Source organism: Alkalicoccus urumqiensis (assembly GCF_002993335.1).
In the GTDB taxonomy this organism is placed as follows: Bacteria; Bacillota; Bacilli; order Bacillales; family Salisediminibacteriaceae; genus Alkalicoccus; species Alkalicoccus urumqiensis.
Map to the genome: position 1 here is coordinate 112720 of NZ_PVNS01000005.1, position 24851 is coordinate 137570.

Below are 24851 nucleotides of genomic sequence, written 5' to 3' on the forward strand. Positions count from 1 at the left end.
TCACCCTTCCGATTTTTTCTTTTTTTCCAGCCACCTCGGTGCCAGATCATTGTCGATCCCGAGCTGGTCAAGCACACGTGCGATGGTGTGATTGACAATATCTTCGATCGACTCCGGCTGCTGATAAAACGCCGGAACCGGCGGCATCATGACAACCCCCATCCGGGAAAGTTTAAGCATGTTCTCCAGATGGATATCGTGAAGCGGCATTTCACGCGGCATCATAATAAGTTTCCGTCTTTCTTTCATGATAACGTCCGCCGCCCGGCTGAGCAGATTATCTGCAAATCCGTGTGCCACGGCACTGAGTGTTTTCATGGAACAGGGGGCGATGACCATCGCATCGGTCTGAAACGAACCGCTCGAAATCGATGCCGCCTGATTTTCCGGCGCATGAACCACATCCGCCAGCTTTTTTACGTCCTCCGGAGTGTAGGAGGTTTCGATACGGATTGTCTTTTCCCCCCAGCTGCTCAAAATCAGGTGGGTTTCCACTTCTTCCACTTCCTGGAGTGCCTCCAGCAGCCGGATCCCGTAGATGGGCCCGGTAGAGCCTGAAATACCAACAATGATTCGTTTTGTCATTCTGTCATCCTCCTGATGTCAATTCCTCGTCCGCTTTGGCTGGGAACCGAGCAGATACCATCCGACCACCCCGAAAAGGGAAAAGCCGAGGGAGTTTACCGCTCCGTGCCAGTAAAACATCATATCGAGTGTAACAAACTGCGTCTCCGTCACCATTCCGATGGCATAAAGCATTGTCACTCCGATGGAAATGAATAACGTTACCGAAGCAGTGCCGATAAACCACCTTGCCCGCAGCGGCATGCGTGGCAGGAGGATAAACCACCAGACACTCATCCAGAGCAGGATTGTGGAATAGATCGTCACATAGACAACTTCCAGCGGCGGTCCCTGAACCACACCGAGCGCGATAAGCGGAGAGCCGACCGCCGTGCCAATAGCCAGAAAACGGTACAGCGGTCCGGTTTTTCCCGTCTGGGCAAACAAAAAACGGCCGAATGCCCCCGTAAGGATCGTTACCACTACTGCAGAATAGTGATAATGGACGGCTGTAAGCTGGATCGTGATTTCGGAGTACGGAAGGAGCCGGTGAATCCCAGCCTCGGATAAAAGAAGCCACATACCGCCGACAGCGGTAAATAAAAGACCGATATCGATAATCATTTCCTCTGCCGGGTAAATCCGGCGGTTCCAGATACGTACAGCGCCCATCATGGCAATAAGTCCTGTGTATACAAGCCAGACGGCTGCACACAGCACAGATATCCAGTAATTGTCGAGCGTTACGGCTGCAAGTGCAAAGAGTGCAGCGGCCACCGAATGATCGGACAGCCAGAAAAGCCAGTGCTCTGCAGTAACCGTGGCCCGCTTCGGCACGGCAATATGAATGAGCAGCGGAATAAGTATTAAAAAAGATAAAGCCAGTGCTATTTCGACTATGGTAACATCTACCAGAAGAAGCCAGATTATTCCGATGGCAGCACCAGTCAGGATATTCACTTTTAATTTCATGACAGCCTCCTCCAGCAGAGCACGTTCGAATGTCCTATTCCCTGTTCTAATCTGTGCTAAGCTGGAAATCCATTTAAATATGAAAAGAAAGGACAATCTCAGGTGACGGGCAGCAGACCGGCAATTCTGGTTTAAATGCCGGGAATGAGACAATAAAGAAAAAACCGCCCGAAGTCACTTGCTCCGGTGCGGCTTCTCTCTGCTTCCCAACAGGTTACTACGCTGTTTGAAAAATCGTACTCCATTCGTTTCGTTTCTCCAGCATACCGCGGGCGATTTCCTGCGCGCCTTCGAGGGAGTGGGAGGCGGCCCATCCGCACTGAAGTTCATTGCACGCCGGCACTTCCTCTGCTTGTAGAACATCTTCGAGTGTCTTTTCAACGAGGCGGAGAACGCCTTCATAATCGTCATCGTTGATCAGGCTCAGGTAAAAACCTGTCTGACAGCCCATCGGCGATACGTCGACGACCCGGTCATGGTGATTGCGGCTGAATTCCGCCATCATGTGCTCCAGAGAGTGAAGACCCGGCATATCCATGTGTGCTTTGTTCGGCTGACAGAACCGGATATCGTATTTATAAATCGTATCCTGCGTTCCTTCGACTTTTCCGGCCAGGCGGATATACGGTGCATCTACTTTCGTATGATCCAGGTTAAAGCTTTCCACGTTCATTTTTTCTGCCATTGTGTCTGCCTCCTTGTTGTATGCTGAGTCCAGTTTAACATGATTCCACCGGCTCCGTTACACGTTTGCCTGAAGAAATACCCACAAAACCGTTAATATAACTGCCTGCAGAAGTGTGAGAACGAGATCTTTTTCCCACGGCCGCTTTGTGACAAAGACCATCGCGCGCAGAAGGGCGAACAAGATGATCCAGAATATGAGTACGAGCAGTACATAGTTCAGCAGCATAGCGTCCCTCCGATTGATTTCACCGCTCCGCTGTGCGAAGCTTGGAATGGTTCTTTTTCTATTGTACTGGAGGTGAAGGTCGAAGTGGGTCCTTTTTTTGTCGTTGTTTTATTTTTAATCATCCAAGTTTTTGCAAGCCGCGTGATATCAAGTTCGTCGATTGGTAAAGTCAAGTGGATGTCCTTTGCAGGCGGCATCGCTGTTTCCTATATATTCGTCTACATTCTGCCGTCCCTTCATCACGAGCAGCAGGAGTTCGGCGACTCGGCGATGGAACTGGCGATGGAATCCGAGCTGTATGTGCTCGGCCTCGTCGGAATCATTCTGTTTTTTGTCATCAACCGCTTAGCGGAGCGTCACCGTCATGCAAAAGGAAATACAATCGAAGACCGGTTCTTTTTTGTACAGTCGCTGTTATTTTTCTCATACAACGCGCTCCTCTCCTACATTCTTTTTGCCGGGGATCAAAATCTTGCCCAGCTGTTATTTTACGGCATGGCTGCCGGCCTTCATTTTATGGCTGTTGCCCACGACATGTACCGGGAGAATGCGGAAAAACACCGGCTGTATGGCCGCTGGATGCTTGCTGCCGGAATATTGACCGGGTGGCTGACCGCTGTTTTGACACCGCCGTCCCCGTTCGCACTTTCCATCGCGTTTGCCTTCCTTGCCGGAAGCATGACGTTTAACGTTATTAAAAACGAGATTCCCTCTGAAGGCGATGCCCACCTGCCGACCTTTGTTCTCTCAGCAGGAATCTATACCGCTTTGACGACTCTATTAAAGCTTTTCTTTAACTGGTAATGGCATAAAATAAACCAGGCAGAAACCGCCTGGTCTTAAAAGAAAAGGGAGGTCTGTTGAATAGGTTCCCGCTTTCTGCCTGCACCTGCAACCGTACGCGTTCCGGAGGGAACGGGCTCAACTAATTCCTTCTTCCTTCCGTCCGAAGGAATGGATTTTCGCCTCGTTCGGATCCTCCCGGAGTCGACGGCCTCCGGTTTCGGCAGGGAGAAAGAAAACACTTGTTAGAAGCGATCCCTTTTGCGCAGAAAATGCTGTCATTCAATCGAATTGGAAGAGACCATCATTACCTTATAAACATCATTTCTGCTATAAATCCTTCGTATTTCATCTCTATTTTACTGCGCTTCGAAGCGTTCGGCAGAGACGCCGGTGGGATCAAGCGCAGTCGCCCGAAAAGCGGAAGCGCCCTGGTCACGAGCGACCAGTCCTGGAGGCCCTGCCGACGAAAGCTGCTCTTTGCTTTCTTCGGCAGGGGTGAAGGAACCTCGAGCGAGTGGGCGCTGCAGCTGGACAATGCTTCGATTGAAGAAGCATGGCTCCGTGCGGCCGCGCCGCATGGCAGAAGTGCGCTGCCCTGCGGCTCAAACCAAAGGCCGGCTCCGCTCATGCTCTGCAGCCGTGCAAATAGCGCCCGGCTGGAAGACAAGCCCACGGCAAGCTTCTGCCGAAAAGTGAAGAAGCTCCATTAACAAAAACAAACGGCACATAGAACAGAACGTTGAAATACTATAACCCTTGGCATCCCAGCTCGGAAGAAGCTTCGAATTTTATACTTTCTTGTACTTTGAAAAAGGCTGCGGCGGTACAGAAATGTACCGCCGCAGCCTTTTTTTGTATGCAGATTTAACGTGGCGGAAAGCGCGGGGTGGACAGCTTCAGGCTTTTATGCCTCTCTTCTCCGCCGCTTCATCGGCCGGGAGAGACCGTACCAGACGTAGTCTGCATCGTCCGCTTTACGGACGGCACGGGCAGCGGCACGCCCGTTGGCATCCCGGAGCTTACGCAGTTCCTTTTCCAGCGGGACGACACCATTTCCCATTTCCTCCATAACAAGCACTATCCGCTCTGCTGGCAGACGGTCGAGGAGATGGTGGAACGCTTTTTCCCCATTCTGGTGCAGATACTGACGGAAATCGTGGATGATAACCGCTCCGTTTTCCGGCGGAAAGGATTCGCCGGGCCTGATTACAGGCGCTTCCGGATAGCGGTCCTGTGCTGCTTCGAGTGTTCCAGCAAAGGCGCCGCCGATAAAGACGTGCATGTCCATCCCTCCTCTGACTGCTGAAGATCCAGGCGGAGCAGACCTCCGTGCGGAACAGAAGCCTCCCACCTCGAAGCTGTGAAACCGAGAAGGAAAAGAAGCTCACGGATACTGCCGCCGTGAGCAACAATACCGACAGCAGGGGCTGTCCCTTCCACCTCTCTCCAGAAAGATAAAAGCCGGTGTTGAAAAGCCTCCATCGCTTCTCCTCCGGGCGGCTGAATACGTTCCGGATCGTCAATCCATTTCCGGTAGCGGGGATTGGTCTTCAGTGTATCGTATGTTTTCATCTCCCACTCCCCGAAGCAGTATTCGCGCAGGGCCTCTGTGATGCAGAACGGCCGGTTGAGCAGTACTTCTGCGGTTTGGATGCAACGAGTGAAATCACTGACGTACCACCTCGCTTCGGGAAGTGCTTTCCCTTCCATCTGCCTCCGGGCTTCATCTGTAATCGAGACATCGGTCCACCCGAGGTAGCGCTTTTCCTGATTCGCTCTTGTTATACCATGCCGGCAGACATAAAACACCATAGAACAATAAGAAGCCATGCTTCCCCTCCTTCCACCGAAGCGCCTGCGAGATCCCCGCTGATGCCGCCGAACGCGCGGCGGATCCACCAGCCCCAGATACTATAAAAAATGACCGCGGCGCCTGCCAGCAGCAGACCGCCCGGTATCCAGAAGAGCGGTAGAAGAAACAGCATGCCCCAAAACGCATCTATGTTACCTGCATTCTCCTGCCACGAGGCAGCCAGTCCATCCGGCTTTGCGGGCGGAACGATAACGAGAAGAGCGGCCGCTCCGGCCCGCGCCAGCGCCGGAACGAACAGCAGCAGCAGCCAGAACGAAGCGTCCGCAGCGGCAATACCTGCAGCGGCGGCTGTTTTCCAGGCGAGCAGAAATACGAGCGCGATGACAGCAAAACTTCCCACACGCGGGTCCTTCATGATCTCCCACTTTTTCTCAAGCGGCGCGTTGGAACCTGCCGCATCCGCTGTATCCATCCATCCGTCAAGGTGCAGCCCGCCGCTCCAGACGACGAGCAGCGTAACATAGAGCAGTGCCTGGGCGGCAGGCGGGACAGGGAGCAGAAACACGAACGCGGACGTTCCGATCAAAAGTCCGGCGAACGGATAAAACCGGATGGCCCACCGCCTCGTTTCCGCATTCCACGGTACCTGCACCGGAAGAGGCAGCCTCGTTAAAAACTGCAGCGCCGTAATCAGACCGCCGATCATAGAGCGTCCTCTCCCTTCCAGTAATAAGGCTGACCTGCCGTCATCTGTACCACTGTTTCCGCCGCCTGAACGAGCTTCCGGTGGAGTCCGCAGAGCAGCTCCACGTAGTCATACACTTCCGGAACGTCCGGAAGCACCCCTTCATTGATATCGTTGGAAACGATGAGAACCCGGCGCGTCCGGGACGCTTCGATCCACCTGTCCATCTCCTCGTGAATGACTGCCGCACCCACCCCGTCCGAAAACATCCGTCCGCTCAGCCAGACCGTTAAGCAGTCGATCAGGATTACCGTGTCCGGCGGTGCGGACTGAAGCACCGCTTCCACATCCGTTCCGCATTCCACGGTCTGAAACCGGTCATCTCTTTCCCGCTGGTGCTTGTTTATTCTGGCACTCATTTCTTCGTCCGTATGCGGGCTCGTCGCTGCGTATACCGGAGAAGAACTTTCACGGAGCGCCTCTTGTTCTGCAAACGCACTTTTACCGGACCGCGCACCGCCGCAGATGAATGTCAGCATCGGGCATCCCACTTCTGAAGTGCCTGGATGAGAACGTCGTTTTCTTCGGGTGTCCGTACCGCTGCCCGGAGCATACTTCCGTTGATGCCTTCAAAATTGTAAGTATGCCGGAGGGCCGCTCCTTCCTGAAGCAGAAACTGAAACAGCGGCTTCTGGTCGTCGAGATTCGTATCACGGATCAGGTAGAAATTGACGCGCGAGGCGGAAACGGAAAAGCGGTCCGGAAGGGACTGAAACACCCGCTCCCGCTCTTTTTCAACGAGCGCCACAGACTCGCGGACGAACGATGTATCTGCGGCCATGTCCGGCAGAAGAGCAGCCGCTACAGCGTTGACACTCCATGCAGGCTGGAGCGCCTTCAGCTGAGCGGTGACATGCTCGGATGCCAGCACGCAGCCGAGCCGGAGCCCCGGAATGACGAACATTTTCGTAAAGGATCGGAGCAGAACGACGCTGGAATGAGTGTTAAGAAGCGGAGTCAGTTTCTCCTCCGATGGCAGAAAATCGACGAAGGCTTCATCGATGATGAGCATGGTCCCAGCGGTTTCACAGGCATCGGCAAGCTGCCGTACCGCTCCGGCTTCCAGCACCGTGCCGGATGGGTTGTGCGGACGGCATAAGAAAAATAGATCCCACTCCGCCATACGCGCGCAGGCTTCATCGAGCGGAAACGTTCCGCCTTCGTATGGAAGTCTGGTTACCGTAATGCCTGCAGCAGTGCACGCCGTTTCGTATTCTGCAAATGCCGGCACAGCTACAGCTGCCTGTCCGCCGCGGTGAAGAAGCGCGGCAAGCTGGATCGCTTCTGCACCGCCGTTCGTCAGCAGCACCTGGGAGGCAGCAACATGTTCCGACTCCGCGTACCCTTTCCGGGAAGAAGCATAGTCCGGATCCGGATAGCGCAGCATCTGCGGCAGGGCCGCCTCTGCACGATCCATCAGCCAGGACGGCGGACCGAGTGGATTTAAATTGGCACTGAAGTCAATCATGACGGTGTCCGGTGCACCTTCAAGCAGTTCCGGATGTCCTCCGTGGACCGGCCAGTTCATCACGCGATCCCCTCCTTAGGATAGAATAAATACGGCTACCGCCGAAGCGGCCACACTCATAAAGAAAACGAATGCCCATGCGCTCCATAGAATGAGGGAGGAAGCCGGCATAATGTCACCTGCTTCTGCCGGACGGAATTCCTCTCCGAGCACCGGGCGCACCGATGCCATTCCCTGATACCTGTTGACGCCCCCGAGGCGGATGCCGAACAGTCCGGACGTGAGCGCTTCACTCAGCCCGCTGTTCGGACTTGGGTGCTTTTTCCGGTCCCGCCGCATCGTCCGTATCCCGCGGGCCGTGTGCATTTTTCTGAAAAAAAGCGATACGAAAATCATACACCCTGCCGTCAGTCTTGCCGGGATCCAATTGACGACGTCATCCAGCCTGGCGGATGCCCAGCCGAAGTCTTCATATGCTTCGTTTTTGTAACCGGCCATGGAATCGAGTGTGTTCACGGCACGATAAGCCAGAGCAAGCGGAGCCCCGCCCAGGAGTGCCCAGAAAAGCGGAGCGGTAATGCCGTCGCTGATGTTTTCTGCTGCGGTTTCCACCGCCCCTCTTGCCGTATCCGCCTCGTTGAGATTTTCTGTATCGCGGCCGACGATAAGCGAGAGCGCCTTCCGCGCTTCAGGAAGGTTCCCTTGAAGGAGCGGTGCCGCCACACGTTCCACAGCCTCCATCAGCCCGCGGCACGCAATGGTAAAGGACGTCATTACGATGGCTGCAGCGCCCGCTGCCACTGGATGGATAAGACCTGCCAGGAGCAGGATGCCCCACCCTGCTGCAAACACCAGCGCCGGCAGGCCCAGAGCGAGGATGATACCGAATAAACGCCGCCGCTTTCTGCTGCCGTGGTTCCACTTGGCTGTATACATCTGGATGACCTTTCCGAGAAGGACCGTCGGATGAAACCGGCCTCCGGGATCTCCGATAAGCAGATCCAGCATCAGCGCTGCCGGAAGAAGAAGTGCGGGCTGGATCATCGCCCGGCCTCTTTCTCCAGCTGAAGCGCCGCGGTTACTGCCTCGTACACACTCTGTCCGATAGCCCGGCCCAGAGGCGTTCCGGACCCTGCGTAGGCGCTGCGGCGGCCGCGCTGGGAAGCAGCAAAAACGATACTGTCCGTCGAGGTACCGGTTGCCGCTGTGCCACTTGCCGCATCGGTAATTCCGTGATCGGCAAGTGCCTTCACTTTCGCCTCCACTGCAGACATCGATGCATTAACGAGTCCGCCGTCTGAAAGGTGGACATCGGCAAAAAGAAACATATTGATCGTCCCGGCACCTGCTGCAGGAGCTGCCGCTTCCTTCGACGTGATATCCACCGCATTGCCGGTTCCGGCTGTCACAACGGCGAGCATCGGAATGCCGTGGACATTCGTTTCACGGACAATGGCCCGTTCGAGAAAAACTGCAGTCATCATCCCGATGGACTGCGCAGCAGGCAGGTTCCGCGATTCGATCCAGCGGCGGACATCCTCCTCCGGGGTCCGGCTCTGATACTGTTTGTCGACATGGAAATTGGCGAAGTGGGTCATCCACTGTATCCCTTCTCCGGCAACACCATTTGAGATACTCCGGAGCGGACGGTCAAACGAAAGGACGATGGCACCGCTGCTCTGTTCCAGACTGTAGGAATCAAGAAGCGGTCCGCGTTCTGCGCCCCGGTTCTTCGGTGTCATGACAAGCTGGGGTCTCGGTACGACCGGATGGGCCTGCGGCCACGTTTCCACTTCGTACACCTCCGCCAGCCGCTCCGGATTCCGCAGAAGATCCACCGATCCTTCTTCGACAATTTTCCCCTCCGATAAAAGCGCCATCCGGTCGCAGTAAAGGGCGGCGGTGTTAATATCATGCAGAATAGCGATAATCGTCAGTTTCCGCTCTTTCTGCCACTGCTTCAGCATGTCGAGCATATCGAATGTATGGCGGATATCGAGATGGTTCGTCGGCTCATCCAAAAGAAGCACCTCCGGCTCCTGGACGAGTGCCTTTGCAAGCAGCACGCGCTGCTTTTCGCCGCCGCTCAGCTGATAGAAGGGACGGTTCCGGAACTCGGTCGTCCGGGTGAGGACCATCACGTCTTCCATCACCTGCCGGTCTTCGGCGCGCAGCTGCTTAAAAAGGCCCGTCTGAAAAGCATACCGGCCGAGCTGGATGATCTCTTCTGCGGTAAAGTCAAACGAAACCGATGTTTCCTGCGAAAGCACCGCCAAGTGCCGGGCACGTTCAACCGGCTTCATGGTAGAGAGCGGTTTTCCATGAAGACTTGCCGAACCGGCTGTCGGAACCAGTGAGCCGCTGATCAGTTTAAACAGCGTCGTTTTCCCGCTTCCGTTTGGGCCGAGAAGGCCGAAAAAGCTGCCGTCAGGTACGTGCAGCGTGACATCGGAAATGACCTGGCGGCTGCCGTAGCCGCCGCTGAGTCCTTGCAGTTCCATCATCCTTCTCTCCCCTTTCCGATGCGCCGCTGTACGAGTAGAAAGGCAAACAGCGGGGCACCGATTAATGCGGTAATGACGCCGATCGGCAGTTCCTGTGGTGCAATGAGTGTCCGTGCGGCAACATCTGCGGTGATTAAAAAGGCGCCGCCGATGACCATCGAAACCGGCAGTACATGCCGGTGATCCGGCCCGGTTACGAGCCGGACAAGGTGCGGGATGACGAGACCGACAAACCCTATAGTACCGGAAACGGCGACGGCGGCCCCTGTCAGGAGGGATGCACCCGTGAGGATGAGTACCTTGCCGCGCTGGACGGAGACGCCGACGTGGCCCGCTGCCTCCTCCCCGAGTGCCATCGCATTTAAATCACGCGTCCGGCTCAGAAGCAGCACCGCTCCGAGTACAGCAAACGGAAGAGACAGCGTGACGTAGCTCCATCCGCGCATGGCAACACTGCCGTACAGCCAGTAAATAATCTGCGTCATTTCATCCTGGCTTCCGAGCGAAATGATCAACGAAATAATCGAGCCGATAAAGGCACTTAAAATGATGCCGGCTAAAATAATCGTTTCGATCGCCATGCTTCTGCTGCTAAGGCGCACGAGGCTGAAGACGAGAAGCAGTGATACAAACCCGCCGGCCACAGCGGTCAGCGGCAGCGTGAAGGCACCGAGAAACGTCCATTGAAAAAAGATGACACAGACGGCGCCGAGAGAGGCACCGGAGGAGACGCCGATCGTATACGGATCGGCAAGCGGGTTCCGTAAAAGCCCCTGAAACGCCGCACCAGCAAGTGCGAGACAGGCACCGACGAGCATGGCGAGAATCACCCGCGGCAGCCGGATCTCCCAAATAATCGACGCCTCACTCTGCGGAATGCCCTCCGGCAGCGGTTGTCCGAGAAGCCGGGACTGGACAATGCCTGCGATCGTACCCGGAGAGATGGTGACACTCGACGACATCAGACCGAGAAGAACAGCTCCGAAAAGCAGCAGCAGGCTGCCGCCGTAATAGATCCAGGTTTTACTCGAACGCATCCGGGTAGACCGCTTCGCCTACGAGCCTCGTCCCGTCTACGAGGCGCGGTCCGGCACGCGTCACCATATCGGCGTCGACATCATGGATATCTTCATCCGCTACAGCCGGAACATCCCCCCAGCCGTCACGCCCGGTTACTTCCGCCTGCGGATCGTCCACATAGTAGCCGTAGGTTGTCAGAATCGTGTCCGGTTCCAGAACGAGAATCTCCTCTTCCGTTACTTCCACCCATCCTTCGTACTCCGCGGCAGCATTTTCTGCCCCGACTACTTCCAGCATGTCGTGCATAAACGTTCCCTGGCCGGTCGTAAATATTTCCGGAGACGGTGCTACTTCCACCCAGACCGTTTTACGTTCCTCCTCCGGAATGGACTCGCCGATGCTCCGCAGCTCATCCAGTTCTTCCTGCATGGATGTTACCAGCTCCTCTGCCTCCTCTGTCCGGCCGGAGATCGTGCCGATTTCTTCGATCGCCTCGAATGTCCCGTCAAACGTCGTAGGATTGGCGGTCACAACAACATGGGACCCGTTATCCCGGTACTGATCGAGCACCTCCGGGAAGCTGTTCTGATGATAGTCGCTGACGAAAATGACGTCCGGCTCCAGCTGCAGAATCCGCTCCGCGTCCATATCCTGGGCACCGACCGTTTCAATTTCCGCAGCCTCCTCCGGATAGTTACTGAACTCATCGACGCCGACGAGACGATCACCCGCACCGAGTTCAAATAGAATTTCCGTTTCGCTCGGCTGGAGAGTTACAAATGATTCCGGCTCTTCTTCAATCGTTACTTCATTGCCGGCGTCATCGGTGATCGTTATGGGAAAACTGCCTTCTTCGTCTGAAGCTGCTTCTTCCTCATTGTCGGCTTCTTCATCTGGTTCGTTGTTTTCTGCGGCATTGATATTTTCTTCTTCATTGTCTGATTCTTCCGCATTTTCCTCAGCGGTTTCTTCCATTTCATTGTTTTCCCCGCTGTTATTGTTCCCTGTAGTATTCGTATCTCCTTCGTTTCCTCCGCAGGCTGCCAGTGTGAAAAAGGCTCCTGCCGCTGCACATAGTGCTGCTCGTTTCATGATAACTCCCCCTGCCATTCTTTTGATTGATTTTTCATAACAAAAAAGCGCTCCCTTCTCGTAAAAAGGAATGCGCTTCTAGTAAAATGCATCAAAAGGCAGGCCGGATGGCTGCCCGTCCGCATTCAACCATCCTTTTACTCCCGAAGGCGGTGAATCACATCCTGGCAGGTCTCCTGACTTGCACATCGCTGTCTGCTCCGCCTTCCCGTGATGATTCACAGTGGCTCCTGAAACAGACTCCGTGCTTACAGTGGCGGGTCCGTGCCGGATTTACACCGGCTTCCCTTTTCACTTCCGGGTGAGCGGAAGCACCAGGCTGCTGACGAGTGGTACGCTTTTCTGCTGCTCTTAGTATAATATACGATTCCGGAAAAAGGAAGAGGGCTTCTTTCCTCCGCTACAGCCCGAGATCCGAAAATACCGCCATTTCACGGGGGATCCGCGCCGCCATGCGAAGCACCGGAAAAGCGCAGACGGCTCCGCTTCCTTCACCGAGCCGCATGCCGAGAGAAAGAATCGGGTCAGCATCCAGTGCATCGAGCAGCGCCCGATGCCCGGCTTCCTCCGACTGATGGCCGAAAAATAAAAACGGACGGACCCACGGGGCCATATGTACCGCTGCAAGTGCTGCTGTCGTCGCGATAAATCCATCGACCAGAATGACTTTTCTGGATGCCGCCGCTTCGAGAACCGCTCCTGTCATCGCCGCAATCTCCAGGCCGCCGAGATCCTGAATCACAGCAGACGGATCCGTTTTATCCGAGCGTTTCACCGCATCCTCCACGACGGCTTCCTTATGACGGAGATCCTCCCCGCTCAATCCGGTGCCTACGCCCGTTACATCACGCGCTGAAAGATCGAGAAGCTTTGCGGAAACCGCGGCCGCCGCTGTCGTATTGCCGATGCCCATTTCCCCGGGAATAATAACGGCAGCGCCGCCCTCCACCGCCCGCTTCACGGCATCACATCCGGCATCCAGTGCTTCGGAGCACTCTTCTTTTGTCATCGCCGCTTCCACACGGATATTTCCTGTGCCGCGGCGGATGCGGATCTGCTCTGTTCCTGCGACGGGCGCCCCCGCGCAGCCGATATCATACACTGTCACGGACGCACCGATTTCCGAAGCGAGCACATTTACTGCTGCCCCGCCGCGCGTGAAATTTTCCAGCATCAGCCTCGTCAGTGAAGCATCGTAGGCGGAAACGTTCTCCGCTGTCACACCGTGGTCCCCTGCAAAGACCAGTACAGCCGGCGGGCGTACGTGCAGGTCAATGGTTCCCTGAACTGCTGCCATGTCCACTGCAAGTGTTTCCAGACGCCCAAGGCTTCCCGGCGGCTTTGTCAGCTGTCCGATCCGTTCTCTCATCTGCTCTGCAGCTGTCTCATCCGGCAGCTGCACCGCCTGTACTGCTTCTTCCCATCTGCTCATTCGTCTCTTCCTTTCTTTCCGTTCTCGATTAGTTCCTCGATTTTTTCCATATCTACAGAGGCACGCACGGTATCTGCCAGCTTCTGAAACGATGCTTCCTTTTTCTCACGGAACTTTCCCCTTGTCACAGGCGGCAGTTCTCTCTTTTTCCGGAGGGAATCCAGCAGCGCATGGCGGAACCGATCCTCGTGGAAAATGTCGTGCATGTACGTGCCGTAGACGGTTCCAAGCGCTGCTCCGTTTCCCCAGGAAGCTTCTGTATGTACGCTGCGCCCGGCATGGATTTCGTAGCCGGACACCGGATACACTTCTCCGTCCCACGAAACCGAATCGGTTGTTTCCGTGACAACTTTCTCGTTAGTCATCGTCGTTTTCAGCGAAGGGAACAGACCGAGTCCATCATGATCCAGAGCTTCGGGTTCGATGCCGTCCGGATCTTCAATACGCTCTCCAAGCATCTGAAATCCGCCGCAGATGCCGATAACCGGGATACCCTTCTCTGCGGCATCCTGAATACAACGGTCCAGCCCCCGCTGCTTCAAATAACTAAGATCCTGAAGCGTTGCTTTGCTTCCCGGAAGAACAATCAAATCCGGAGTCCCCAGCTGACCGGGGCGTTCAACGAGACGGAGGCTGACGTCCTCCTCCCATCGGAGCGGATCCAAATCGCTGTAGTTAGCCATACGCGGAAAAGCCGGAACGACGATGTCCAGCCCGCCTTCCACGTTACGGCCATAGGATTCCAGCCCGAGCGAATCTTCCTCTTCGACGACGAGGTCTTCGATATAAGGAACGACGCCGAGCACCGGTTTTCCGGTGTAGGCTTCGAGCCAGTCCAGCCCCGGCTGAAGAAGCGACACATCCCCGCGGAATTTATTAATGATAAACCCGGCAATACGGTCTCTTTCATGCGGCTCAAGCAGCTCAAGTGTTCCGACAATCATCGCAAAGACGCCGCCGCGGTCGATATCTGCTGTAAGGATTACCGGCGCATCCGCCATTTCAGCAATTCTCATATTGACGAGCTCGCGGTCTTTTAAGTTAATTTCTGCCGGGCTGCCTGCGCCTTCAATCACGATCCGGTCCACCGTCTGCTCCAGACGTCCGTAGGCGGAGCTGATCGCTTCAAGCGCTTCTGCGTAAAATTCCGAGCGGTAGGCGGAGGCGCCGAAACCGCCGGCTGCACGGCCGTTGACTATCACCTGTGCACGCATGTCCCCTTCCGGCTTGATCAGCACCGGATTCATATCCGTATGTGCATCTATTCCGCAGGCTTCTGCCTGCATTTTCTGCGCACGGCCGATCTCTCCGCCTTCCTTTGTTACTGCTGCATTCAGCGCCATATTCTGCGACTTGAACGGTGCAGTACGTCTGCCGTCTTCGGTAAATATACGACAGAACGCAGCCGCAAGCAGACTTTTTCCTGCATTCGACTGCGTCCCCTGTATCATTAGTGGCCGGGCCCGCATACTAAAATTCCATGCCTTTGACTGCCGGGATGCCCCGCTCGTAATAGTGCTTTTCCGGTTCCATAACCGTGACGAGATCGGCTGCTTCCCTTATTTCCTGCGCTGCATTTCTTCCGGTGATCAGCAGATGTACGTGGGACGGTTTCCGGCGGATCGTCTCCAGTACATCCTCCAGAGGAAGCACATCGGCTGTGGGAAAGGTGTCGATGGCGAGAGCGTTGTTCAGCTCATCCCAGATCACGACATCGTATGCTCCGCTCAGCAGCGCCTCTTTCGCTTTCGGCCACGCTGTGCGGAGTGCCTCTCTATGCTCCTCTGGTGTCTTCGTCCACGTAAAGCCGATACCGAGCTGTTCAATCTCGATTCCAATTTTCTCAAACGTCAGCGCTTCACCATATGTTCTTTCCGGCGACTTGATGAACTGCAGCATTTTTACTGACATGCCCCGGCCCGCGCTCCGGACGGCTGTCCCAATCGCTGCCGTTGTTTTCCCTTTGCCGTTACCAGTGTACACATAGACGAGGCCTTCCTGTTTAGTCATTATGCTTCCTCCTTTGTCCGCTTCTGCTTCTGCTCCAATACTTTCTTCAGTTCTTTTTCGTATTTCGTCGCAACGAGGATGTACAAGAAGTCTCCGGACTTAATTTCCGTTTCCCCGTAAGGTGTAATCAAGTTTTCATCCCGCACGATCGCGCTGATATTCGCCTTGTTCGGGAAATTTAAGTCCTTCAGCTTCGTGCCGACAATCGCGGCATCGCTGTCGACTTTAAACTGCATCATCTCCGCATTGGCTTTCCCCATGCTGATCAGTTCAATGGAATGGTGCGGCGTATCTTTCTTCGGACCCATCAGCTTCAGCTTTTCCGCAAGCAGGTTGATGGTCGTCCCCTGAACAAGTGCAGACGTTAATACGATGAAGAAAACGACGTTAAAGAAAAATTCGGAGTCCTCTACCCCGGCTACGATCGGGAACGTTGCCAGGACGATCGGAACGGCTCCCCGCAGTCCGGCCCAGGAGACGAACAGTTTCTCATTCATTTTGTATCCCATGCCGATGGTGGAAAGCCAGACAGCAGCCGGCCTTGCTACAAAAATGAGAATCGCAGATAAAATCAATCCGCCGATCATGACATCCGCTGTAAACAGGTCTGCCGGAAAAACGAGCAGCCCGAGAATGATAAACATGAGAATCTGCGCCATCCAGGCAAAACCTTCGTTGAACTGGAAGATAGAATAACGGTAGACAAGCTCCGAATTTCCGATGACAAGCGCCGCCACATAGACGGCGAGAAAACCGCTTGAATCAATAATGGAGGCTGTGCCATAGGTTAACAGGGCAAATGCCACAGAGAAAATCGGGTACAGACCACTTGATTCCAGCTTAATCCGGTTAATTGCAAAGGAGGCGACTTTCCCAAGTACGAGGCCGATAACCAGTCCCGCACCCATCTGCCAGAAAAAGGACGGAATGAGGCCGATGATGGAGGCATCCGGTGTAAGAATTAACTCGATGAAACTGATTGTTAAAAATACGGCCATCGGATCGTTTGTTCCGGATTCCGCCTCCAGTGTCGCACCCATTTTCGCTTTGATATTACGCTCTTTCAGAGCAGCGAAGACAGCCGCCGCATCCGTGGAGCCGACGATCGCACCGAGTAAAAGCGCCTGAAGCCACGTAATATCAAAAAGAAGATATGTACCAACACCGACGATACCGGACGTAATGAGGACACCTGCCGTTGCAAGGGATAAAGACGGCAGCGCCACCGACCGGACCGTGGAAAACTTTGTCTGGAGTCCCCCTTCGAAGAGGATGATAATCAGTGCGAAAATACCGATCAGCTGGGCTGTGTAGGGATTATCGAAATTAATAAAGCCGAGACCATCGCTTCCGAGCATCATCCCGACGAGAATAAACATGACCAGAGACGGCAGACCGAAACGGTTGGAGAATTTGGCTGCCATGACGCCGCTGATGAGAATGAGCGCACTTAACAGCAGGAAGGTGTCCATCTGCAGTGAGTCGAGCAAAAAACCTCCTCCTTCTTTTTAGTAGATAACTTTAAGTATATCTTAATGCGTTCTTTCTGTCATATTGAGAAGCGTTTTCTCTTTTCCTGCCTGACGCTTCTGATTTTTTGCAGCATACCTCTGCTTGTGTGCAGAAAGAGATAGGATGAGAGTATGACCTGTGCTATTATTATGAATAGAATGAACATTCTTTTGTACTATATTTCACAGGGAGGGAGCCGTCAGATGAAACATGTGGGACAAAACCGCTCGGAGCTTGAGCTTTACCGTCTGCTGCAGAAAATTCACGATGCCGTTACGCTGAAGCAGGGGGATGCTTTTTTCGAAGAACTCGCGCGGAGCATTGCCGATGTGCTGCAGCGGTCCTATGCCTTTATCGGCCGCTTTCAGGGAAACGGACAGATGGAAACGGTCGCCTGCATCGCCGATGGTGTACGTATCGACAATTTCTCGTATCAGCTCCGGCACACGCCCTGCGAACGAGTCACTGCAGATAAAGCGATGTGCACGTATCCCAGCAGGGCGGCTTCTCTCTTTCCAAAAGATGAGGATCTGGTTGACTGGAATGTGGAATCCTACGCGGGCAGTCCACTGCTTAATTCCGATGAAGAAGTCATCGGTATCCTCGTCGTCATGGATAAAAAACCCATTGATGATCCGGCACTGGTGGAAGCAGTTCTCGGCATTTTTTCCAGACAGGCAGCCTCCCGTCTCGAACAGCTGGAACAGACAGCAGAACTTCAGCATAGAGAGAGCGCCTACCGTGAGCTCGTGGAAAGGCTGCCGGATGCACTCGTCCTGATGGAGAACAGGATGATCACGTACTGCAATCAGTCGGCGCTGTCCCTCTTTCTTCTGGATCGTCCGGAAAACGTTGAAGGCCGTGAGCTCGGCACACTGCTGGAATTGGAAAATGAATCTTTTTTCGAAGATACGTTACTTGATGTCGAAAAAACAGGCCTTGCCTCCTCCATTTTTTCAACGAAAGCCCACCGCGGCGACGGCCGGATGTTTTATCTCGAAATTTCCGTCCTTCCTTACTCTTCCGGTTCCACAGCCGGAATGCAGCTGATCATCCGGGACGAAACGTACCGGAAAGAAACGGCGGATTCCATCGAATACATGGCGTTTCATGATACAGTTACCGGCATCCCCAACCGCCGGTTTCTGGAGGCTCACGCCGAGTCGGTTTTACACAGCAGCGACAATGCCTCCCTTTTATTCATTGATATTAACCGCTTTAAAAGAATCAACGCCGGGTTTGGCCAGCAGACCGGTGATGCACTTCTCCGTCAGATTGCTGAAAAGCTGAAACATCATTCCAGCTCGGGTGGGATGGCTGTCCGCTGGAGCGGAGCAGAATTTGTGGTGCTTCTGCCAGGAAAGAGCGGCAGAGAAGAAGCATTAACACTTCTGGAAACACTGCGTAAGCCTTTTTTCGTTTCCGGGATTGAACTGATCGTCTCGTTTACGATCGGCATCAGCCACTCCCCCATCCACGGCATGACGCTCGAAGATCTCATTTCCCGGGCGGATCAGGCGATGGCTTACGGGAAAGGCAGCTCCGAGCAGATTACTACCTATGAATCGTTTATGGACCAGCACAGCTACGACACGCTGCTTCTGGAAAACGGACTGCAGACAGCCCTTCAGCGGAATGAACTTGAGCTGTATTATCAGCCGCTTTACAACAGCAGTACCGGTGCGCTTTCCGGTACGGAAGCTCTTCTCCGCTGGAACCATCCCGACTTCGGCCTTGTTTCACCGGCTGATTTCATTCCAATTGCTGAAATGACCGGTCTGATTGTTCCGATAGGCGAATGGGTACTGAAGCAGGCGTGCCAGGATATTCAGGAACTGCATGAAGCCGGTTTTCCGGAAGCCACGGTTTCCGTCAACTTGTCCGTCCGCCAGCTGTATCAGCAGAACCTCGTGGAAACGGTCTGCGCTGTACTCCGGGAAACCGGTCTTCCTCCGGAAAAACTGAAACTGGAAATAACTGAATCGATGGCTGCGGATTTAGAAAGCTCGAGCATGGAAAAAATACGCCGCCTGCAGCAGATGGGCGTCCATTTCTGGATCGATGATTTCGGCACCGGTTATTCCTCGTTAAGCTACTTAAGTACGATGGCATTTGATGGACTGAAAATCGACCGTTCCTTTATCCAGCGGCTGCTTGAACGGACACCGGATGCGACCATCGTCCGCAGTACGATCACCCTCGCCCACGATCTCGGGATGCACGTGACGGCAGAAGGAATCGAGCTGGAAAGAGAGCGGCTTTTATTAACAGCGTGGGGCTGCGATGAACTGCAGGGATACCTTCTCGCACGCCCGCAGCCGCTGTGTGAACTGAAAAAACTGGTGGCACCTGCTTCATTCGAGTAATCGCTGCCCAGGGTCAACAAACTGCCTGCCGGCCGGTCCGGTCAGGCAGTTTTTTTGTCCCGCCGACGTCTTCAGCGTGTGGAAACCCTCTCCATCTTATCGATTCTAAGTTCCTGTTTCTTATTGCCTACAAACGAAATCTAAGGTAAACTTAGTTTGTTCGAAAGACGAAAGAACTACATACATAGAATGGCAGGGAGTGGAGTAGATGAAAAGGTTAAAGCTTCGGCTTCAAGGCCGGATGCTGCTCGTATTCGGTGCAGTGCTCGCCTTATTTGCCGTCGGGCTGGCGTTTGTATTTATGGAACTGCAGGGCGCGTCATCTGACGTTAATGAACAGAATACACGTGCAGAACAGGCCGTTGCCATTACAGATGCCGGCGCACTTTTTCGTTCGCAGTATATTCTCGTCAGCGACTCGCTCTTAAGCGGAACGTTTGATGAAGAATTATATGAGCAGCAGGACAATGTACTGGATGAACAGCTGGCGCTCGTTCAGGAACACCTGACCGATGAAGCGCAGCACCAGCTTTTCCAGACAATTCAGAGCCAGAAAGACACGTTTAATGAAATGGCGCTCCGCTTTACCGGGAGCAGCGTCCAGTCTGCAGGAGAAATTGAAACGATCCGTGATCTGCAGCAGCAGGTGTATGAACGGATCTCCCAGCTGGAGGAACAGTTTGCCGCAGCGCAGGAAGAAGCGCGGGGTGCGGCTATTACTTCCATACAGTCGGTGACAACATTGTTTGTTCTGACCTTCGCCGCATCCGCAGTTCTGGGACTGCTCTTGTTTATCTGGTTCAGCCGCCGCGTCAGCAGAGCACTGAACCGCGTTTCCGCGCGGGCAGAACGGATCAGCCGCGGCGACCTCCGGGCGGAGCCGCAAGGAACATACCGCGGAGATGAAATCGGCAGCCTGGAGCGTTCAATGGAAACGATGACCGATGGCCTCCGGCAGCTGATCGATAATGTACAGGGCGTTTCTTCCTCGCTCTCCGCACAGGCTTCCCAGCTGCAGACGAGCGCCGGCGAAACCACGTCCACTGCCGGCCAGATTGCGGAAGCGATCCAGGAGGTAGCGTCAAGCACGGATACGCAGCTGGCTGCGATGAGTACCGCAGAGAAAGCCTCCCACTCCACAGTAGCCCGCCTCACCTCATCAAGCAGGGAGGCAGGAGCCGCTGCAGTGCAGGCAGTGGAAACCGACCGGGCAGCAGCAGATGGCCGGAAAACAACTGCACGTGCGGCCGGGCAGATGGACACGATCCGCACCCATACGGAATCATCCAACGAAAAAGTCCAGGCACTGACGGAAAAATCCCGCCGCATCGATGATATTGTCACCGTTATTACGAATCTATCCGACCAGACGAATCTTCTCGCTCTCAACGCTGCCATCGAAGCAGCACGGGCCGGCGAAAGCGGCCGCGGCTTTGCCGTTGTAGCGGACGAGGTGCGAAAGCTCGCCGAACAGTCCGGGACCGCTGCACAGGATATCAGCGGCGTGATCCATTCCATCCAGGAAGATATTGAAGAAGCAGCTGCCTCCATGGAAGAAGGAAAAACGGCCGTGCAGGAAGGCGTCTCTCTCGTCAACGAAGCAGAATCCGCCTTTGCCGCGATCAGCCGGACGGCAGCGGAAACATCCCGTGCAATGACAACACTGAAACAGGCCGTTGAGGAGAGCACCTCCCGCACGACATCCCTACAAAATGCAGTGCAGGAAACGACCGCCTCCGCAGAGAAAACGACTGCCCATACCCAGACGGTCGCCGCTGCAGCCCAGCAGTCCAGCGCCTCCATGCAGGAAGTTGCTGCCGCATCCGACGAATTGAACCGCCTGTCCGAAGAAGTGAAAGAAGAACTGACCCGCTTCCGGACCGCTTAGCAGGAGAGACTAAACAACAGCACCCCCGGAAGGATGAATTCCTCCGGGGGTGCTTTCTGCTATTCCGGCTGCAGCTGCAGCAGTCCGGCAAGGGCCTGTTTGTTTTTCGTTATGTCGGCAAGCGTGTACTGATCCAGCACGTTCATATAAGCCTTCAGGGCGTCTCCTAATACGAACTGCAGCTGACACGCCGGGGTGATCGGACACTGATTGTTTTCCTGATCAAAGCACTCGACAATGTGAAAATTGTCTTCCGTATGACGCACAAGCGTACCGATATTAATATCCTCCGGTGCCTGGTTCAGGCGGATGCCGCCGTTTCTACCGCGGAGCGTTTCTATGTAACCGAGCTTCCCGAGCTGATACACCACTTTCATTAAGTGATTTTTTGATATATGGTACGCTTCCGAAATTTCTTTAATCTGCGACAGTTCACCTTCCGGCTTTACCGTAACGTACATGAGTACGCGGAGTGAATAGTCGGTATAATGCGTTAAATGCATCGGTCTCCTCCTCCTTCTTTCGTTATTCATAAGTGTAGCATAGTTTATACAACGAACAGGAACAGAAAGGTGTTCACACAATAGATGTATTTAATATATTGCTTTTAACCCTGCTGCATGGTTCAATGAAAGGAGAGAAACCAAGGAGGGATTTACATGCTTACAGAAACACAGAAAGAGACGATTAAAGCAACCATTCCCGTACTGGAACAACACGGCACCGATGTCACGACCCATTTTTACAGCAGGTTGTTTGAGGATCATCCGGAGCTGCTGAACATTTTCAACCACGTTCATCAGGAAACCGGCGAACAGCCCCGCGCACTTGCCTACTCGCTGTATCAGGCAGCGGTGAATATCGACCAGCTCGAATCCATTCTTCCGCTCGTCCGTCAGGTGGCACATAAACACCGAAGTATCGGTGTGCAGGCGGAGCACTACCCCGTCGTCGGAGAATACCTGCTGAGGTCGATGCAGGAAAAACTCGGTCTGGATGCAGATGACCCTGTCATTGAAGCATGGGGTGCTGCATACGGTATTATTGCAGACATTTTTATTCAGGTGGAAAAAGGAATGTACGACGCAGCAGGATGGGAAGGCTTTCAGCCGATGATCGTTGTCGACAAAGTGAACGAGAGCAGTGAAATCACCTCGTTTTATCTGAAGCGTGAAAACGACGAGCCGCTGCCTTCATTTGAACCGGGTCAGTATCTCAGCATCCGCGCGGAGATTCCCGGCGAAAACTATCTTCATATCCGCCAGTACTCTCTTTCCGATGAGCCGGAACTTCCTTACTACCGGATCAGCGTGAAACGGGAAGCCGGCCCTGACGGACGTGTTTCCAGCTGGCTTCATCAGCACGTAGAAGCAGGCGACACGATTTATGCGAGCGCACCGGCCGGTGACTTCACGATGAAAGAAGGAAGCGGCGGCGCAGCGTTTATCGCAGGCGGAGTCGGGATCACCCCGCTTCTCAGCATGTTCAAGCAGGAGACCACCAGACGTCCGGAACGTCCGCTGACGCTGATTCATGCCGTACGCAACGAAGCTGCTGCCGGCCTGCAGGAAGATGCAGCCAAAGCAGCTTCAGCAGGTATCCGTCGTCATTTCGTCGTATACGAGCATCCGGAACAGCCAGACGCCGGCGATGCTCAGGGCCGGATTACTCCTGCAATGCTTCAGGAGTTCCTCCCGGAAGACACAACAGAGATCTACTTGTGCGGGCCGGAAGCATTTATGACAGCCGTTTACACCCAGCTCCAGTCACTCGGATATAACGCAGAACAGATTCATTACGAATACTTCGGTCCGGGTATGGCGCTTCCTGTAACAAACTGATCGTTTTACTCAAAAGGTCCCATCCGCTATAATGTAGAAAACGAAGCTCGTGGAGGGACGGCCCATGACCAGTATTTATGATTTCACCGTAAAACTCGCCGACGGCACCGATCTGCCGCTTGAAAACTACCGCGGAAAACCATTCGTCATCGTCAACACGGCTATGAACTGCGGACTTGCGCCGCAGTTTAAAGAGCTCCAGTCGATGCACGAAAATGGTCTGGACGTGCTCGGTGTTCCATGCAACCAGTTTTTAAATCAGGAACCGACGACAAATGAGGAAATGACCGAAACGTGCGAGAAAAACTTCGGTGTCACCTTCCCTTTAACACAGAAAGACTACGTCAACGGGCGCCGGACGATGCCGCTGTTTCAATTTTTAAAAGAACAGCAGCCGGGCTCGTTCGGGCGGGAAATCAAATGGAATTTCACCAAATTTCTCATCGATGCCGACGGCCGCGTTATCCGCCGCTATGCACCGAAAACGTCTCCCGGGAAAATTTTATCCGATCTGCCGGAATCAAATTAAAAAAACTGCTGCTTCCCTTATGTGGGAGGCGGCAGTTTTTCGTTAGTTCGTGAAGGCGTGCAGAATCGTAATATCTATCGTTACGGTTTCCGGCTGAAACGTCTCCGGCATAGCTGTATTCCACGTGAGCGGCGTCATTTTCCAGAGAAGGGCAGCAGATGCAGGGGTAAGCGGAGCATTCCAGGAAGTGTGTATTTCCTCTGCATGTGGAAACGCGTCGAAAAAGCCGCGGCGGACCTCTTCATTGGAGTAGGGCGCTTTTCCTGCGGCGGTTCGGAGCTCTGTTAAGTACGAAGTGTTCGGAATGACTTTGATAACACGTCCTTCCGGCTTAAGCATCCGCTTAAATTCCGTGTAATTCGCCGGCGAAAGGACATTAAGAATACCATCGAGCCTCCCGGATACCATCGGAGCGTCTGCCAGATCACCGGCGGCGAACACCATGTCATCCGACTGTGCGGCGGCCATCTGGACAGCCGCTTTGGCATTGTCGATTCCGATGCCGTCGAATGTTTTCTTTTTACCAAGTGCGGTCAGGTGCGAACCTTCCCCGCAGCCTGCATCGAGCACCGTGCCGCCCTCCGGCAGAAGCGGCGTCAGGTTTTCGTAGAGCGGATCGTAAATTCCTTCCTGAAGTACGTCTTTTCTCGCCTGAAACAGTTCTTTCGAATAGTCATCGGCTCCTTTTCCGTTAAGCAGATGAACGTGCCCCTGCTTTGCGATCGGAAAGGTGTGGCCCGTCCGGCAGCGCAGGTCATTGTCTGACACGTAAAGTTCCTGCCGGCAGTGCGGACAGCGGAACAACGGAAACAATTCATCGATACGCAGGCGTCGTTTTTCTCGTTTACTCATCATGATCGGTCGCTCCTTCAGTATATTGGAAATAAACACCGTTTTCTCCTGCCTTTTATCTGGGTATAGAAGGGCAGGAGGTGTACGGAAATGGCTTTTGACTACAATGCAGATTTTGAGAACACCGATTTCCGCGAAGAGCCGCATAAATACCGTGTCGGCCGCGGGGAACAGGGTGTGTTGATGGTGGAGCCTTACAAGAGTGAGCTTCTCCCCCACTGGCGTTTTAAAACGCCGGATATCGCAAGGGAATCTGCGGATACATTATATCAGATGTTTGAATCGTATAAAGAGAAGGATGATTTTGTCGGCATGGATATGGCGAGGAAGTTTATTCAGATGGGCTACACCCGTTCGCGGCGCTATGCCAATTACAAAGGCGGAAAAAAATACAATAAAGACGGCAGCATCAAAGAGCGGCAGATCAATGAAGAGAAGGCAGAGTCCGCCCGCATTTTTGAAGAAACGTGGATTCAGGTCCGGGAGGATAAAGAGTATTTAGAGAAGAAAAAGGAACACCAGCGCCGCTACGGGTAATGGTGTT

The 24851-nt window shown here is 54.1% G+C and carries 26 protein-coding genes and 1 riboswitch; of the genes, 7 read left to right on the forward strand and 19 right to left on the reverse strand.

Annotated features, from left to right (window positions below):
* The 4 genes from C6I21_RS06705 to C6I21_RS16430 form a co-directional block, all read right to left on the reverse strand.
* Entirely contained in the window at positions 1 to 585 is a 585-nt protein-coding gene (locus tag C6I21_RS06705) for a UbiX family flavin prenyltransferase (protein WP_105958675.1), read from the reverse strand.
* A gap of 18 nt (positions 586 to 603) precedes the next feature.
* Positions 604 to 1536 (reverse strand): YndJ family transporter, encoded by a 933-nt coding sequence (locus C6I21_RS06710; RefSeq protein ID WP_105958676.1) that lies wholly within the window; start codon positions 1534 to 1536, stop codon positions 604 to 606.
* A gap of 217 nt (positions 1537 to 1753) precedes the next feature.
* The gene (locus C6I21_RS06715) at positions 1754 to 2221 is read right to left on the reverse strand and encodes an S-ribosylhomocysteine lyase (RefSeq protein WP_105958677.1); all 468 of its coding nucleotides are present in this window, start codon (positions 2219 to 2221) and stop codon (positions 1754 to 1756) included.
* A 57-nt stretch (positions 2222 to 2278) separates the two neighbouring features.
* Positions 2279 to 2449, reverse strand: a complete 171-nt coding sequence (locus C6I21_RS16430; protein WP_181186137.1) for a hypothetical protein — start codon at positions 2447 to 2449, stop codon at positions 2279 to 2281.
* A gap of 72 nt (positions 2450 to 2521) precedes the next feature.
* Between C6I21_RS16430 and C6I21_RS06720 the strand changes: the two genes are divergently transcribed.
* Together C6I21_RS06720 and C6I21_RS06725 are read left to right on the forward strand one after the other, a co-directional pair.
* On the forward strand, positions 2522 to 3253 hold the full coding sequence (locus C6I21_RS06720; RefSeq protein WP_181186138.1) for a hypothetical protein: 732 nt from the start codon (positions 2522 to 2524) through the stop codon (positions 3251 to 3253).
* A 251-nt stretch (positions 3254 to 3504) separates the two neighbouring features.
* Entirely contained in the window at positions 3505 to 3945 is a 441-nt protein-coding gene (locus C6I21_RS06725) for a hypothetical protein (protein ID WP_181186139.1), read from the forward strand.
* Positions 3946 to 4139: 194 nt separating this feature from the next.
* Here C6I21_RS06725 and C6I21_RS06730 read toward each other — a convergent pair whose 3' ends face one another.
* The 13 genes from C6I21_RS06730 to C6I21_RS06790 all read right to left on the reverse strand — a co-directional run bounded on the left by C6I21_RS06730 (position 4140) and on the right by C6I21_RS06790 (position 16791).
* A complete protein-coding gene (locus tag C6I21_RS06730) occupies positions 4140 to 4517 on the reverse strand; it encodes a bifunctional adenosylcobinamide kinase/adenosylcobinamide-phosphate guanylyltransferase (RefSeq protein ID WP_181186140.1) in 378 nt (125 codons plus the stop codon).
* Entirely contained in the window at positions 4442 to 5065 is a 624-nt protein-coding gene (locus C6I21_RS06735) for a histidine phosphatase family protein (RefSeq protein WP_105958681.1), read from the reverse strand. Before C6I21_RS06735 ends, C6I21_RS06730 begins: the two co-directional genes overlap by 76 nt.
* Positions 5017 to 5754: an adenosylcobinamide-GDP ribazoletransferase gene (gene cobS / locus C6I21_RS06740; RefSeq protein ID WP_105958682.1), complete on the reverse strand. Its 738-nt coding sequence runs from the start codon at positions 5752 to 5754 to the stop codon at positions 5017 to 5019. The genes C6I21_RS06735 and cobS overlap by 49 nt, the downstream gene beginning before the upstream one ends.
* Complete coding sequence (locus tag C6I21_RS06745) at positions 5751 to 6272, reverse strand: bifunctional adenosylcobinamide kinase/adenosylcobinamide-phosphate guanylyltransferase (RefSeq protein ID WP_105958683.1); 522 nt, start codon at positions 6270 to 6272, stop codon at positions 5751 to 5753. Before C6I21_RS06745 ends, cobS begins: the two co-directional genes overlap by 4 nt.
* A complete protein-coding gene (locus C6I21_RS06750; protein ID WP_105958684.1) occupies positions 6266 to 7321 on the reverse strand; it encodes a threonine-phosphate decarboxylase in 1056 nt (351 codons plus the stop codon). Before C6I21_RS06750 ends, C6I21_RS06745 begins: the two co-directional genes overlap by 7 nt.
* Before the next feature lie 15 nt (positions 7322 to 7336).
* On the reverse strand, positions 7337 to 8305 hold the full coding sequence (gene cbiB, locus C6I21_RS06755; protein ID WP_105958685.1) for an adenosylcobinamide-phosphate synthase CbiB: 969 nt from the start codon (positions 8303 to 8305) through the stop codon (positions 7337 to 7339).
* Positions 8302 to 9765: an adenosylcobinamide amidohydrolase gene (locus tag C6I21_RS06760; RefSeq protein ID WP_105958686.1), complete on the reverse strand. Its 1464-nt coding sequence runs from the start codon at positions 9763 to 9765 to the stop codon at positions 8302 to 8304. Before C6I21_RS06760 ends, cbiB begins: the two co-directional genes overlap by 4 nt.
* Positions 9762 to 10802, reverse strand: a complete 1041-nt coding sequence (locus C6I21_RS06765) for a FecCD family ABC transporter permease (RefSeq protein ID WP_105958687.1) — start codon at positions 10800 to 10802, stop codon at positions 9762 to 9764. The genes C6I21_RS06760 and C6I21_RS06765 overlap by 4 nt, the downstream gene beginning before the upstream one ends.
* Entirely contained in the window at positions 10789 to 11877 is a 1089-nt protein-coding gene (locus C6I21_RS06770) for an ABC transporter substrate-binding protein (RefSeq protein WP_181186141.1), read from the reverse strand. Before C6I21_RS06770 ends, C6I21_RS06765 begins: the two co-directional genes overlap by 14 nt.
* Before the next feature lie 149 nt (positions 11878 to 12026).
* A riboswitch (cobalamin riboswitch) is annotated at positions 12027 to 12211 on the reverse strand.
* A 66-nt stretch (positions 12212 to 12277) separates the two neighbouring features.
* Positions 12278 to 13309: a nicotinate-nucleotide--dimethylbenzimidazole phosphoribosyltransferase gene (gene cobT / locus C6I21_RS06775; RefSeq protein ID WP_105958689.1), complete on the reverse strand. Its 1032-nt coding sequence runs from the start codon at positions 13307 to 13309 to the stop codon at positions 12278 to 12280.
* Entirely contained in the window at positions 13306 to 14760 is a 1455-nt protein-coding gene (locus C6I21_RS06780; RefSeq protein ID WP_105958790.1) for a cobyric acid synthase, read from the reverse strand. Before C6I21_RS06780 ends, cobT begins: the two co-directional genes overlap by 4 nt.
* Before the next feature lie 19 nt (positions 14761 to 14779).
* A complete protein-coding gene (locus C6I21_RS06785) occupies positions 14780 to 15319 on the reverse strand; it encodes a cob(I)yrinic acid a,c-diamide adenosyltransferase (protein ID WP_105958690.1) in 540 nt (179 codons plus the stop codon).
* Positions 15319 to 16791 carry a potassium/proton antiporter gene (locus tag C6I21_RS06790; protein WP_105958791.1) on the reverse strand — a complete coding sequence of 491 codons (1473 nt, stop codon included), beginning with the start codon at positions 16789 to 16791 and terminating at the stop codon, positions 15319 to 15321. The genes C6I21_RS06785 and C6I21_RS06790 overlap by 1 nt, the downstream gene beginning before the upstream one ends.
* A 243-nt stretch (positions 16792 to 17034) precedes the next feature.
* Here C6I21_RS06790 and C6I21_RS06795 point away from each other — a divergent pair, with 243 nt between their 5' ends.
* Both C6I21_RS06795 and C6I21_RS06800 read left to right on the forward strand, forming a co-directional pair.
* Positions 17035 to 19197: a sensor domain-containing phosphodiesterase gene (locus C6I21_RS06795; protein WP_181186142.1), complete on the forward strand. Its 2163-nt coding sequence runs from the start codon at positions 17035 to 17037 to the stop codon at positions 19195 to 19197.
* Positions 19198 to 19405: 208 nt separating this feature from the next.
* Positions 19406 to 21085, forward strand: coding sequence for a methyl-accepting chemotaxis protein (locus C6I21_RS06800; protein ID WP_105958692.1), 1680 nt, complete (start codon positions 19406 to 19408; stop codon positions 21083 to 21085).
* A 59-nt stretch (positions 21086 to 21144) separates the two neighbouring features.
* On the opposite strand, the gene C6I21_RS06805 is transcribed toward C6I21_RS06800, so the two are convergent.
* The gene (locus C6I21_RS06805; protein WP_105958693.1) at positions 21145 to 21588 is read right to left on the reverse strand and encodes an Rrf2 family transcriptional regulator; all 444 of its coding nucleotides are present in this window, start codon (positions 21586 to 21588) and stop codon (positions 21145 to 21147) included.
* Positions 21589 to 21744: 156 nt separating this feature from the next.
* On the opposite strand from C6I21_RS06805, the gene hmpA reads away from it, so the two are divergent.
* Positions 21745 to 22926, forward strand: coding sequence for an NO-inducible flavohemoprotein (gene hmpA / locus C6I21_RS06810; protein ID WP_105958694.1), 1182 nt, complete (start codon positions 21745 to 21747; stop codon positions 22924 to 22926).
* A 64-nt stretch (positions 22927 to 22990) separates the two neighbouring features.
* The gene (locus tag C6I21_RS06815) at positions 22991 to 23455 is read left to right on the forward strand and encodes a glutathione peroxidase (RefSeq protein WP_105958695.1); all 465 of its coding nucleotides are present in this window, start codon (positions 22991 to 22993) and stop codon (positions 23453 to 23455) included.
* A gap of 42 nt (positions 23456 to 23497) precedes the next feature.
* On the opposite strand, the gene C6I21_RS06820 is transcribed toward C6I21_RS06815, so the two are convergent.
* A complete protein-coding gene (locus C6I21_RS06820) occupies positions 23498 to 24310 on the reverse strand; it encodes a putative RNA methyltransferase (RefSeq protein ID WP_105958696.1) in 813 nt (270 codons plus the stop codon).
* A gap of 87 nt (positions 24311 to 24397) precedes the next feature.
* Here C6I21_RS06820 and C6I21_RS06825 point away from each other — a divergent pair, with 87 nt between their 5' ends.
* A complete protein-coding gene (locus C6I21_RS06825) occupies positions 24398 to 24844 on the forward strand; it encodes a DUF4385 domain-containing protein (RefSeq protein WP_105958697.1) in 447 nt (148 codons plus the stop codon).
* The last annotated feature ends 7 nt before the right edge of the window (positions 24845 to 24851 follow it).